Here is a 12,690-nt window from a genome sequence, read left to right as displayed (position 1 = left end):
CGGCAACCGTGTGTCAGGTCGCAAGCGGCAGCACGCTCGCTCCCTGGGCGTCGAGGTCGAGCCGGTTCGCGGCCCACCCGTCGCCTGCCAGATCGGCCACCTTGTCGGCGCTGTCGGCGTCGGCCAACGCCAGCACGGTGGGGCCCGCTCCTGAAATGACTGCCGGGACTCCGTCGGCCCGCAGCCGCTCCACCAGCGCGGCGCTCTCCGGCATCGCGGGAGCGCGGTACTCCTGGTGGAGACGGTCCTCGGTGGCGGGCAGCAGCAGCTCGGGGCGCCTGGTGAGGGCCTCGACGAGCAGCGCGGCACGGCCCGCGTTGGTGGCGGCGTCGACATGCGGGACGCTGCGCGGGAGCAGTCCGCGCGCGGTCTCCGTCAGTACCGGCTTACCGGGTACGAAAACCACCGGAACGATGGAATCGGCGGGCTCCATCCTGATGGCCCGCGCGGCGCCGGCCTCCATCCAGGACAGGGTGAATCCGCCGAGCAGACAGGCCGCGACGTTGTCGGGGTGGCCCTCGATCTCGGTGGCGAGTTCGAGCAGGGCCGCGTCGTCGAGCCTGGCCTCGCCGCCTATGGTCACGGCGCGCGCGGCGACGATGCCGGCGCAGATGGCGGCGGAGGAGGAGCCGAGGCCGCGGCCGTGCGGGATGCGGTTGGCGCAGACGATCTCCAGGCCGCGCGGCTGGCCGCCCAGCAGATCGAAGGCGGTGCGCAGGGAGCGGACGAGAAGGTGGTTCTCGTCGCGCGGCAGTGTCTCGCTGCCCTCACCCGCGATGTCGATGTGCAGCCCTGAGTCGGCCACCCGGACGACTACGTCGTCGTAGAGCCCCAGCGACAGGCCGAGGGCGTCGAAGCCCGGGCCGAGGTTGGCGCTGGTGGCGGGGACGCGCACCCGGACGGCGGCGGCGCGGAACGCTGGACCGGCCATCGCTCGATGACTCTCCTTGAGCTGCGTGATTGTCGAAGATTTTCGATGACGTACGAGAACCTCTGGGGCCGCTTCCGGGCCGCGGAGACGGCGCGGCACCGCACCCATGCGGAGGCATATGCGGCGGGCGGGTTCAGTACAGCGTATCGAAGGTAGGTTCTGTGGCGACATAGGGCGCACAGGAGGCGCACGATGCGTGTCGTATGCCCCCTGTGCACCCCCTGTCGGGAAGCTCCCCAGGTGAGCGCCGTCGTAGTCGCGTACGCGAGCCTGCTGCGACGGAGCGTGGCCCGGCTTACGCCAGTCCGAGCCGCTCTGCCGCCGTCGCCGCGTCGACCGGGACGGTGACGGGCTGCGGGGCGCCGGCGACGGCCCAGTCGGGGTCCTTGAGGCCGTTGCCGGTGACGGTGCACACGATGCGCTGGCCCGGGTCGACCAGGCCCTGCTCGGCGGCCTTCAGCAGACCGGCGACGGACGCGGCGGAGGCGGGCTCGACGAAGACGCCCTCCTGCGCGGCCAACAGCCGGTAGGCGCGCAGGATTTCACGGTCCGTCACCTCGTCGATGAACCCGCCGGACTCGTCCCGCGCGGCGAGCGCGTACTGCCAGGACGCCGGGTTGCCGATGCGGATGGCGGTGGCGATGGTCGACGGGTCCTTGACGATCTCGCCGCGCACGATGGGCGCGGAGCCGGAGGCCTGGAAGCCCCACATGCGCGGGGTCCGCTTCGAGACACCGTCGGCGGCGTACTCCTTGTAGCCCTTCCAGTACGCGGTGATGTTGCCCGCGTTGCCCACCGGCAGGACGTGGATGTCGGGGGCGTCGCCCAGCATGTCCACGATCTCGAAGGCGGCCGTCTTCTGCCCCTCGATACGCACCGGGTTGACCGAATTGACCAGCGCCACGGGGTAGTTGTCGCTCAGGTCGCGCGCGAGCGTGAGGCAGTCGTCGAAGTTGCCGTCGACCTGGAGGATCTTCGCGCCGTGCACGAGGGCCTGGCCCATCTTGCCGAGCGCGATCTTGCCCTGCGGGACGAGAACGGCCGAGACCATGCCCGCACGCACCGCGTAGGCGGCGGCGGAGGCGGAGGTGTTCCCGGTGGAGGCGCAGATAACCGCCTTGGCCCCCTCCTCCTTCGCCTTGCTGATGGCCATGGTCATGCCGCGGTCCTTGAAGGACCCGGTCGGGTTCGCACCCTCCACCTTGAGGTGGACCTCGCAGCCCGTGCGCTCGGAGAGCACCTGCGCGGGCACGAGGGGCGTGCCGCCCTCGCGGAGCGTCACGACCGGCGTGGTGTCGGAGACGGGCAGCCGGTCCCGGTACTCCTCGATGATTCCGCGCCACTGGTGGGTCATTGCTGGTTACTCTCCTTCAACCCGCATGATGCTGGCGACACCCCGCACGGTGTCGAGCTTGCGCAGCGCCTCGACGGTCCCGCCGAGGGCCGCGTCGGACGCACGGTGGGTGACGACGACGAGGGAGGCCTCGCCGTCCTTGCCCTGCTGGCGAACCGTATCGATCGAGACACCGTGCTCGGCGAACACGGTCGCCACCTGGGCGAGAACACCCGGTTTGTCGGCCACGTCGAGGCTGATGTGGTAGCGGGTGACGACGTCACCCATCCCCTCGACGGGCAGGGCGGCGTACGCCGACTCGCCGGGCCCCGTTGCCCCGCTGAGCCGGTTGCGGCAGACGGCGACGAGGTCGCCGAGCACGGCCGAGGCGGTGGGCGAACCCCCTGCGCCGGGGCCGTAGAACATGAGCTGACCGGATGCGTCGGACTCCACGAACACGGCGTTGTACGCGCCGCGGACGGAGGCCAGCGGATGGGTCAGCGGGATCATCGCGGGGTGCACGCGCGCGGTGACGGAGGCCCCGTCCTCGGCCCGCTCGCAGATGGCGAGCAGCTTGATGGTGCAGCCCATCTCCTTGGCGGAGGCGAAGTCGGCCGCGGTCACCTCGGTCATGCCCTCGCGGTAGACGTCGTCGAGGCGCACGCGCGTGTGGAAGGCGATACCGGCGAGGATGGCGGCCTTGGCGGCGGCGTCGAAGCCCTCGACATCGGCGGTCGGGTCGGCCTCGGCGTACCCCAGGGCGGTGGCCTCGTCGAGGGCCTCCTGATACCCGGCGCCGGTCGAGTCCATCTTGTCGAGGATGAAGTTGGTGGTCCCGTTGACGATGCCGAGCACGCGGTTGACCTTGTCGCCGGCGAGGGACTCGCGCAGCGGCCGGATCAGCGGGATGGCACCGGCGACGGCGGCCTCGTAGTAGAGGTCCTTGTCGTGCTGCTCCGCCGCCGCGTGCAGGGCGGCGCCGTCCTGCGCGAGGAGCGCCTTGTTCGCGGACACGACGGAGGCGCCGTGCTCGAAGGCGGTGGTGATGAGGGTGCGGGCGGGCTCGATGCCGCCGATGACCTCGACCACGACGTCGATGTCGCCGCGTTTGACGAGCGCGGTGGCGTCGGTGGTGATCAGCGCGGGGTCGATGCCCTCACGGACCTTGGAGGGCCGCCGTACGGCCACACCCGCGAGCTCCACGGGGGCGCCGATACGGGCGGCGAGGTCGGCGGCGTGCGTCGTCATGATGCGCGCCACCTCTGAGCCGACCACTCCACAGCCCAGCAGCGCCACCTTCAGCGGACGCGTACGCATCATCCGACCTCGTTTCCTCATACCGTCTACGGTTGCACCAGTCTCACTCACCGGACGGGAGTTTCTGCCCTTCGTCCGGATCGTGAGACATCTATTTCATTTTTACGAGGGTGAAAGACAGGAGATCTTCCACCAGATCTTCCACCCCCGGGCCTGTGGGGTTACCCGACGTCGAGACGGAGGAGGTCCTCCTCCGTCTCCCGGCGGACGATCACCCGGGACTCGCCGTCGAGCACGGCGACGACCGGCGGCCGGAGCACGTGGTTGTAGTTGCTGGCCATGGACCGGCAGTAGGCACCCGTCGCCGGTACGGCGACGAGGTCACCCGGTGCCAGGTCGGCGGGAAGGAACGCGTCCTTCACGACGATGTCCCCGCTCTCGCAGTGCTTGCCGACGACACGGGCGAGCATCGGCGCGGCGTCGCTCGTCCGGGACACGAGGGCGACGCTGTACTCGGCGTCGTACAACGCCGTGCGGATGTTGTCGGACATGCCGCCGTCCACGGAGACATACGTCCGCAGCCCGTCGAGGGGCTTGATGGTGCCGACCTCGTAGAGCGTGAAGGCGGTGGGCCCGACGATGGCGCGCCCGGGTTCGACGGAGATACGAGGCGTACGCAGCTTGGCGGACTCGCACTCACGCGTGACGATCTCGGTCAGCGCCTTGGCGATCTCGTGCGGTTCGCGGGGATCGTCATCGCTGGTGTAGGCGATACCGAGCCCGCCCCCGAGGTCGATCTCGGGAAGCTCGACACCGTGCTCGTCACGGATGTCCTTCAGCAACCCGACGACCCGATGCGCGGCGACCTCGAAGCCGGACATGTCGAAGATCTGCGACCCGATGTGCGAGTGGATGCCGATGAGTTCGAGCCCGTCGAGCTGGAGGGCCCTTCGCACCGCCTCGGCGGCCTGCCCCCCGGCGAGCGGAATGCCGAACTTCTGGTCCTCATGAGCGGTGGCGATGAACTCGTGCGTGTGCGCTTCCACCCCGACGGTGATACGGATCTGGACGCGCTGGCGCTTGCCGAGTTCCCGGGCGATGTGCGCGACGCGGACGATCTCCTGGAAGGAGTCGAGGACGATCCGCCCGACGCCGGCGCGGACGGCCCGCTCGATCTCCTCGACGGACTTGTTGTTGCCGTGGAAGGCGATGCGGTCGGCGGGCATCCCGGCGGAGAGGGCGGTGGCGAGCTCGCCACCGGAGCAGACGTCGAGGTTGAGCCCCTCCTCGTGCAGCCACCGCACGACGGCACGGGACAGGAACGCCTTGCCGGCGTAGAAGACGTCCGCGTCGGAACCGAAGGCGCTGCGCCAGGCCCGGGCCCGGGAGCGGAAGTCGGCCTCGTCGACGAAGTAGGCGGGGGTGCCGTGCTGTTCGGCGAGGGTCTTCACGTCGACACCGCCGACGGTGACGACGCCTTCGGCGTCACGGGCGACGGTCTGCGCCCACACCTTCGCGTCGAGGGCGTTGAGGTCGGCGGGCGGCGCGGAGTAGTGGCCCTCGGGAAGGACGTCGGCGTGGCGGGGCCCGGCGGGATGTGCGGAACGGCTCATGACTGTCTTGGGCTCTCTCAGAGGTGATCGGGTGCGTCGATGCCGAGCAGGGACAGGCCACCGGCCAGCACCGTCCCGGCGGCTTCGGCAAGCGCGAGCCGGGCACGGTGGGTGGCCGAGGGTTTCTCCGCACCGCGGGGAAGGACGGCGGGCAGGAGGGAAGCAGCGGCATCGGCGACGCTGACGAGGTGCCGGGCGAGACGGTCGGGAGCGCGATCGGCGGCCGACTGGGCCAGGACGCGGGGGTGGTCGGCGAGGGAGGCGAACAGGTGGTGCACGTCGTGCACGTACTCCATGGATGCCCCGGCCGATGGCTCGCCGGCCTGCCCCGGGGACTCGGGCTCGGCGTGGAATCCCAGGTCGGCGGCGTTGCGGCTGAGGGCCCGGGTGCGGGCGTGGGCGTACCGGACGCGGAAGAGAGGGTTGCTCTCGCGCTGGACGAGGTGGTCGTCGGTGATACGGGGCCGGTCGTGGCCGGCGGGGTGGAGCAGGGCCCAGCGGGCGGCGTCGCGTCCGAGAGGGAGAGGGTCGACCGGGGCGGGGACCGGACGGACGGTGTAGTGAGGCAGGGCGGGGTGCTGCCGCGCGGGCTGCGCATCGACCCGTACGCCCAGGATGTCGGCCCACTCCGACGGGAGCTCGGCCTCGCAGCGGGTGCGGACGGCGGCGCCCTGTGAGCGCAGGATCCGGGCGACGGCGTCCATCACGACGACGGCCCGGACCTCGCGGGGACAGGACAGCGGCACGAAGTCCGCGGAGGGGCCATGGGCGTACCCGTACCGTTCGCCGCGCCGAAGGATCTCCTCGACGAGGGCGACGGGCGCGGCGGCGCCGAGGCTGATGTTCAGGAAGCCGGGCCCGGTGACGACGACGTCGGCGACACCGCGCACGCCCGCGAGGTGCGGCCGCAGAATCTCGGCGACGCGCAGGGCGGGCTGCCCGGCCGGGCGGGCCAGCTGGAGGGCGATGTTGGTGGCGTAGTCCCCACACCCGCCGGGCCCCGGCACGGTGACCATGGCCCGCTCGGGCACGGCGACGGCCAGTTCCCCTTCGTCGACAGCACGACGCACCGCGCACAGCACGGAACGGGAGAGCTCGACGGGGGTCACGGGACAAGCGTATGGGGAGTCCCCGGGGCAGGCCGGCGAGCCATCGGCCGGGGCATCCATGGAGTACGTGCACGACGTGCACCACCTGTTCGCCTCCCTCGCCGACCACCCCCGCGGTGCTTGAGGCGGAGCTTGAGGCGGAGCTTGAGCGGCGAGCTGCGSCTGCCGGCGCCGACGAGGCCCGCCGATTCCTGCACGCGCACGGCGTCACCGGCGAGCCGGCCGACCGCCGGCCCGAGCTTCAGCCTCCGGTCCGCCCCGCTGCCTCTCCTGCTCCCAGGACGCCCCCGAACACGGCGTCGCCCGCATCCCTGCCGTCGACGTCACCCTCGGACTCCCGGCTCCGCTTCCGCTCGATCAACCGCCGTACGAGGCTGATGAGTTCGGCCGGCTCGAAGGGCTTGGCGAGGAAGGCGTCGACACCGATGTCCAGACCGCCGTCGACCTCGTACTGGGTACAGGCGCTGACGATGGCGAGAGGAAGATCGCGGGTACGGGGATCGGCGCGCAGCATCGCGGCGGTCCGAAGCCCGTCCAGCCGCGGCATGACCACATCCAGGGTGACCACGTCGGGCCGCACCTGGTGGACGACATCCAGACACTCGGCACCATCAGCCGCGGTCACCACCTCGAGCCCCTCCAGCTCGAGATTGACCCTGATCAGCTGCCGGATGACCTTGTTGTCGTCCACAACAAGGACCCGGCCAAAAGCGCCTGGCACAACTCGAGAGTAGGTCCGGACCGGCCACCGCGTCCGGGTTTTCCCGACTTCCGCCCCCTGCGGGCGACCCACCCCAGGTCGCACCGGGTGCGAGGGCCCCGTAAACCGGTTCATGAACACCCCACCGAAGCTGGTAGGGTTCTACCCGTCGCCGCCAAGCAAGGCGCCCGACACGCCCCCGTAGCTCAGGGGATAGAGCAACGGCCTCCGGAGCCGTGTGCGCAGGTTCGAATCCTGCCGGGGGCACCCTGTATGAGGTGCCCAAAGACCCCGTCACCAGCGGAAACGCTGCGGTCGGGGTCTTCGCGTATGTGCAGCCATATGCAGCGCTGAGCGGCCCTAGGTCGGGGTCTGTGGACTATTCGTGGACAGGATCTTGGGACATCCGCCCAGGTCAATCTGGAGAATCGCGGTTGGGAGCCCCCGCGTTCCCGAGGCGTCATCACCCCGCGTCAGGCCACAACTCCGGGGGCCTCGGTGGTTCCGGGTCCTGCTCGCGCTTCACTCGTCGCTCGTTCTCGGCGCGCAGCGTCGTCAACCACGGCCAGAGACCTGGCAGCTGTTGCGCCGAACAGGCAAGCCGGTGCTCGATACGGCACCGCTGGAACGGATCCGGCGGGCCCACGCCGTACACGGTCACCCGTCCGTCGGACAGCTCTATCCACCGGTGCTCCGCTGGCACCGTGTGAGCCAACGGGGCCATGTCGGGTTCAAGCAGCACCCAGTCCTGCTCCAGCGTCATCACTCGATCCGCCGGCAGTCCGCAGTACAGGCAGCGTGACTGGCCGCCGCCCAGCTTGCTCGGCCTCTCTCGTAAAACCCCCATACCGCGAGGGTCGACAGCTGGGAGCGCAATGCAAAGAGGGCGAATCGGACGAGACGCATGATGCGCTCAGCCATCGTTGAAACCACACGCAACGCGGAAGGTGCAATCTGCAACTAGCGACCGACTACACACGGCCGAGGCACCACGAAGCCCCCCAGCCTTTTCGGACTGAGGGGCTAGCGGGCGAGGCTCGTATCTACTCGTACTCGCGCAAGAGCTCTTCAATTTTCCTGTTGGCGATCTCCTGCCGTCCATCGATGCACTTGGCATAGCGACTCAGTAGAACTTCCACACTGTTACCCGCGCGTTCGGCCACCTCGGTCGCGTCGACGCCGGAGTTGAGCCAGGTCGACAGCGCCGAGTGCCGTAGATCGTACGGGCGCGCGGCGAGCGGCGAAGCGACAGCGGCCGGCGGTAGTGCGAGAGTTCGCGCCTCCTGCCACACACGGTAATAGGTCGACGAGCCGACGACTCCCCCGCGCTCATTCGTGAACAACCGCCCGTCGTCCGCAAGGCCGAACGTGTCGATATGCTCGCGGAGGATGATGACAAGTTGCGGTGGGATCGGCACAGGCCGGACCTCTTCAACGGGCCGGTTCTTGAGCCCGCGGTCGTCGTGCGTTTCGCCGGAGTCGGTCCACAGCTTGCCGGCGCTAGGCCGAGTGCGATTCAGCAGCGCCGTGCCCCAGCCCGCTTCCGGCAGCTTCAGATCTGCCTGTTTGAGAGCGACAGTCTCAGCCGGACGGAAGGCTCCGTAGTACATGCAAGCGAACAGGCCAACGAGTCGACGTCCGCGGGCACGGCTGTATCCACCGATGTAGGAGACGGCAGCAAGCAGAGCCCGAGCCTGTTCGGGGTTCGCCACCACCCGGGGATCAACCTCTTTGGCCACCTTCGGCTTCTTCCAGCGGACCGCGGTGATCGGATTCTCTTTGAACTCACCAAGGTCCACCGCATAGTGCAGGGCATTGACCAGGGTCCGTCGCTTGCGCCGAACGGTCTCTGCCGCAGCAGCCGTTCCATCGAGCTTGAGTTTCAGGGAGTCCAGGACAGCCCTGCCGATCGCCGCATCTGCGAGATCCGAGAGAGGGCGCGACGCCTTGGCCACCCAGTGCAAGGTGTTCGCGATCTCCGTCGGCAGCTCCCGGTCGTCAGGCGCAGGAAGGACGAAGGCCCAACTACGCAGCGCCTTCCTGACGAGCTCATCGGTCGGCCGGCCGGGACGATCGTCGAGAAGAGCCATGGTCACAGCGGTCAACGACTCGTTGATCCCGTTGCGTGTGTTCGGCGCCGCATACGGCCACTTCATGGCGAGGTACTTCAGCGCGAAGGCGAACCAAGTCATCGAGGGCGCCTGCTCGACCATCGAACCGGGCAGCCCGCTAGCCGTGTCGAAATCCTCGCCGTCGCGCGTCGCACGCAGCAGCTTGGAACGGTAGTTGTCCGCAAGTCCCTTGGTGCGGAACTGCTCGGAAAAAACGCTCCCTGAGACTGTCCATCTGACGTCGTAGGACGGCTTCTTTGTGTTCCTCTTCCGGACACCCCAGATCTTCACGTCGAGTGACTTCATGCCGCGGTCCGTTCTCGGCTGTTCAGCCACGCCGTGAAGTTGCTGCGCCAAACCCTCAGTTCGCCATTGGGCAACTTGAAAGCCTCCGGAGCCTGTCCCAATTCGCGCCAGCGGTAGAAGGTACGACGCGAGACGCCCTTGAGCTCGACAAGAATCTCGGCAACGGTCATCAGTTCGTCTTTCACGTCGGTTCTCCCTTCATGGCTTCGCGGGCGGTTTCGCGGTTGAGCTGGAGGTCGCGGGCGATCGATGCGGCGAGAGCAGACTCGCCGGGAGTGTGGCCGTGGCCGGCGTACTGCCAGGAAGCGAGGACGAGCACCGTGTCCGGCTCGTGGCCGTCGAGGCCCAGGGCATCGCGTTCCTGGGCGGCGCGGTAGTCGGCGCGGATCTGTCGTAAGACGCCGAGGGTGGTGGAGTAGCGGCGAGACTTCGAGGAGAAGTGACCGCGGAAGCCGAGCATGTGCGCCCATGCGGTCAGCCGGCGGTCCGGGTAGACCGGATCGAGGTCGAAACAGGCTTCGATGAGACGGCGGGGGTGGTCGGGCAGGCCGAGGAGGACGGCGGCTTCACGGTTGCCGATGCGTCGGTCCACGGTGCCGGTGTTCTCGGCGGCCTTGGTGGCGTACTTGGCAACGTACGAGGCCACAGCTTGTTCCGTAATCTCGGAGCCATCGCCGAACGCTTTGATCGGTCGAAGGTCGAGCTGCCGGCCCCAGCGCAGCTCCCAGCCGTGAGAGAAGCCAGCGGCTGCACGCGCGGGAACCTTGACGGTGACGTACGGATGCGCAGCGGCAGCGCGGATGGCCTGGGTGAGTAGTTCGGTGCTCGCCCATGAGGGCGGCGCGGTGTCAGGTCCGTCGGCACCGTCGATGCGGATCACAGCGTGAAAGTGGACGGCGCCGCGCTTTTGGAACTCGGCGACCTTGCCGTACGACAGGCGGGCGACCTCTTTGAACGCCTTCTGCGTGATGCCGACCTGGGCGGCGATCTCTCGACGCAGCCGGTTGACGAAGCGGTGCCACAGGTCGCCGGCGTGGTTGTTGAACAGCACCGCCCCGGCGTAGTCGTACGAAGCGGGATCGAGCGGTGTGCCGAGTGCCGGGTCGTCGTCGCGGTGGGCGTTGCCGCAGCGGCAGGCGCCGTGCGTGGGCTGGTTGTGGACGGGGCCGAAGGACGGCGCGGTGAGGGTGGCGAAGACGCGGGGGCAGTTGCGGATCGTGGCGGGGATCTCGTGACGGGTGTCGCCGACGAGCCCGGCGCGGATGAGGTGGAAGGTGTCGCCGGCGTACGTCCAGGCACAGGCCGGGCAGCGAGAGGCGCGGCGGTTGCCGCAAGCGATGCGCAGCCGGCCGCCCGGCTCGGTGTCGGTGGTGTAGTTCCGCAGCGTCTCGCCAGTGGCCTTGTCCTTCGTGATGGACCAGCCAGTGAGGTGGATCGGGTCGGAGCAGCCGCCGGTGCGGCGGATCTGGACCTGCCATTGGTCGAAGCCGGCCGATCCGGCCACCCTCAGCACGTCGGTGAGGGTGGCGGCATCGAGGCCCGCCAGGGTGGCGGTGTCACTCACGCGGCCACCTCCAGCGCGGCAGGCACCAGGGAGCGCAGGACGGCGGAGGCGAGCAGGGGCGGAACGGCGTTGCCGATCTGCTCGAACTGCCGGGTCTTGGTGCCCTGGAAGGGGTAGCCGGTGGAGAAGGTCTGGAGGGCGGCGGCTTCCTGGACGGTGATGCGGACGGATTCCGGCCCCGCGGAGCCGTCCTTGTGCCATGACACGTCGTTGCTGGCCCGTGCGAAGAGCAGGGTGGCGGCGGGTTCGTCGGCGCGGCGGACGGTGGCGTTGCGGCGGTTGCTGTGCCGCAGCACCCACTGGCCGCCCGCCTTCGCCGTGAACGTGGGTGCGGGCGCACTGTGCGGGTCGGTGGTCTGCCGACTGCCGTCGGGCAGCTGCCTGCGGTTGGTGTGCAGGACCCACGCGCCGCGCCGCTGGGCGTCGAGTAGCGCTTTGCGGGCCGAGGTGGGGAAGGGTTCCGGTCCGCCGTTCTTGCCGCCGCCGGCGGTGACGGTGGGGACGGGGCGGTCGGTGGCGCCCCAGCCGAGGGCGTCAGCCATGGTGACCCACGGCGCCAGAGCGGGACCGAACAGCGTGTCCGGGCCGGGGTCTTTGGCGTGGGTGGGCTCGGGCGGTGTCGCGGTGCGGGTGCGGGATGCGAGGAGGAAGGCACGGCGGCGGGTCTGGGGGACGCCGTAGTCGGCGGCGTTGAGTACGCCGGTCCATGCCGAGTAGCCGAGGCGGCGCAGGATGCCCGCAATGTGCGCGAACAGGGGTGCCACGGCCGGGACTTCCTCTAAGGCGATCCAGTCGGGACGCAGTTCCAGGGCGTAGCGCAGCGGCTCGACGACGAGGAGGGAGCGCGGGTCGGTGCAGGCGGCGCGCAGGGCGGTGCGGGTGTCGTGCCCGCGGGCGAGGGCGTCGAGGCCCTGGTGGCACAGGTCGATGTCGTCGTTTCCGGCGCGCAGGCCGGCGGCGCTGAAGGTCTGGCAGGGCGGGGAGGCGATCAGCGCGGAGACGTTCCCGCGGAGCGGTGCGGTGGGGTAGTCGGCGACGTCGGCGCGGATCGTGGTGTGCCGGGCGGCGGTACGGGTGGCGCACGCGGACGGGTCGATCTCGATGCCGATGTCACGGAGTCCTAGGGCGTACAGGCCTTCCGACCAGCCGCCGGGACCGGCGAACAGGTCTAGGACGCGGGAGTGGTTCATGCGGCAACCGCCCAGTCCATCGGGCGAGGGCGGCGAGCCGACGCGGTTCCGGTGCCGTGGCACGCCGGGCAGTGGGCGGTGACGGTGCGCAGGTGGCCGATGCGATCGCGTCCGCCGAGGGTGACCTTGGCGGACGCGAAGCCGTCGCAGTCCCGGCAGATCTGCGCGTTGGCGGTGGTGGCCGGGGTAGGACCGGTCATGGTGGAGGTTCCTTCCGGTTCAGTGGATCGGACAGGGACGGCGCCCGGAGCGGACGAAACTTGGCGGTAGAGGCCGCTCCGGGGGCCGGTCAGCGTCGCTTCGCCTCGGAGGCAAGCAGGGAGCGCAGGACGACGGCGCACACCGCGACCGAGGCACCGGTGATGGCGACCGCGAGGAGCATGGAGACCAGGACGGCGCCGACGACGAGGACCACGGCAGTGCCGCCGCCGACGAGGGCGATCACCGTGCCGGGGGTGAGCTGGACCACCGGCCGGGACGGTGCAGGCGTCACCGGGACGGACGGCGGGGTCTGGGCGGCCGGGACGACGGCGGTCGGCTCGACCACGGCGGGCGGGGCGGTGTGGACGGTCGGGG

The 12,690-nt window shown here is 69.9% G+C and carries 13 protein-coding genes and 1 tRNA gene; 1 reads left to right on the top strand and 13 read right to left on the bottom strand.

Going from position 1 to position 12,690, the window contains the following annotated elements:
- Positions 1–13: 13 nt before the first annotated feature.
- The 6 genes from thrB to EAO75_RS04860 form a co-directional block, all read right to left on the bottom strand.
- Entirely contained in the window at positions 14–931 is a 918-nt protein-coding gene (gene thrB, locus EAO75_RS04885; RefSeq protein WP_147993740.1) for a homoserine kinase, read from the bottom strand.
- Positions 932–1,226: 295 nt separating this feature from the next.
- On the bottom strand, positions 1,227–2,285 hold the full coding sequence (gene thrC / locus EAO75_RS04880) for a threonine synthase (protein ID WP_147993739.1): 1,059 nt from the start codon (positions 2,283–2,285) through the stop codon (positions 1,227–1,229).
- A gap of 6 nt (positions 2,286–2,291) precedes the next feature.
- The gene (locus EAO75_RS04875; protein ID WP_187284308.1) at positions 2,292–3,584 is read right to left on the bottom strand and encodes a homoserine dehydrogenase; all 1,293 of its coding nucleotides are present in this window, start codon (positions 3,582–3,584) and stop codon (positions 2,292–2,294) included.
- A 158-nt stretch (positions 3,585–3,742) separates the two neighbouring features.
- Positions 3,743–5,134 (bottom strand): diaminopimelate decarboxylase, encoded by a 1,392-nt coding sequence (gene lysA / locus EAO75_RS04870; protein ID WP_147993738.1) that lies wholly within the window; start codon positions 5,132–5,134, stop codon positions 3,743–3,745.
- A 17-nt stretch (positions 5,135–5,151) separates the two neighbouring features.
- Positions 5,152–6,243, bottom strand: coding sequence for an ArgS-related anticodon-binding protein NrtL (nrtL, locus tag EAO75_RS04865; protein ID WP_147993737.1), 1,092 nt, complete (start codon positions 6,241–6,243; stop codon positions 5,152–5,154).
- Positions 6,244–6,484: 241 nt separating this feature from the next.
- Positions 6,485–7,078 carry a response regulator gene (locus EAO75_RS04860; RefSeq protein WP_261989185.1) on the bottom strand — a complete coding sequence of 198 codons (594 nt, stop codon included), beginning with the start codon at positions 7,076–7,078 and terminating at the stop codon, positions 6,485–6,487.
- Positions 7,079–7,138: 60 nt separating this feature from the next.
- Here EAO75_RS04860 and EAO75_RS04855 point away from each other — a divergent pair.
- Positions 7,139–7,210, top strand: a tRNA-Arg gene (locus EAO75_RS04855).
- Positions 7,211–7,406: 196 nt separating this feature from the next.
- On the opposite strand, the gene EAO75_RS04850 is transcribed toward EAO75_RS04855, so the two are convergent.
- The 7 genes from EAO75_RS04850 to EAO75_RS04820 form a co-directional block, all read right to left on the bottom strand.
- Positions 7,407–7,790, bottom strand: a complete 384-nt coding sequence (locus tag EAO75_RS04850) for a DUF6083 domain-containing protein (protein WP_147993735.1) — start codon at positions 7,788–7,790, stop codon at positions 7,407–7,409.
- Positions 7,791–7,986: 196 nt separating this feature from the next.
- The gene (locus EAO75_RS04845; RefSeq protein WP_147993734.1) at positions 7,987–9,360 is read right to left on the bottom strand and encodes a tyrosine-type recombinase/integrase; all 1,374 of its coding nucleotides are present in this window, start codon (positions 9,358–9,360) and stop codon (positions 7,987–7,989) included.
- A complete protein-coding gene (locus EAO75_RS04840; protein WP_187284337.1) occupies positions 9,357–9,530 on the bottom strand; it encodes a helix-turn-helix transcriptional regulator in 174 nt (57 codons plus the stop codon). Before EAO75_RS04840 ends, EAO75_RS04845 begins: the two co-directional genes overlap by 4 nt.
- 11 nt (positions 9,531–9,541) lie before the next feature.
- Positions 9,542–10,924, bottom strand: coding sequence for a replication initiator protein RepSA (repSA, locus tag EAO75_RS04835; RefSeq protein ID WP_147993732.1), 1,383 nt, complete (start codon positions 10,922–10,924; stop codon positions 9,542–9,544).
- The gene (locus EAO75_RS04830; protein ID WP_147993731.1) at positions 10,921–12,114 is read right to left on the bottom strand and encodes a DNA cytosine methyltransferase; all 1,194 of its coding nucleotides are present in this window, start codon (positions 12,112–12,114) and stop codon (positions 10,921–10,923) included. The genes repSA and EAO75_RS04830 overlap by 4 nt, the downstream gene beginning before the upstream one ends.
- Positions 12,111–12,314, bottom strand: coding sequence for a hypothetical protein (locus EAO75_RS04825; RefSeq protein WP_147993730.1), 204 nt, complete (start codon positions 12,312–12,314; stop codon positions 12,111–12,113). Before EAO75_RS04825 ends, EAO75_RS04830 begins: the two co-directional genes overlap by 4 nt.
- Before the next feature lie 89 nt (positions 12,315–12,403).
- Positions 12,404–12,690, bottom strand: a 287-nt coding sequence (locus EAO75_RS04820) for a SpdD-like protein (RefSeq protein WP_147994290.1), incomplete at its 5' end; no start/stop codon positions are given.

The sequence above is a fragment of the Streptomyces sp. UW30 genome (genome assembly GCF_008042075.1).
In the GTDB taxonomy this organism is placed as follows: Bacteria; Actinomycetota; Actinomycetes; order Streptomycetales; family Streptomycetaceae; genus Streptomyces.
The sequence above is the reverse complement of the archived record's forward strand: the minus strand, read 5'-3'. Positions and strand labels throughout refer to the sequence as shown.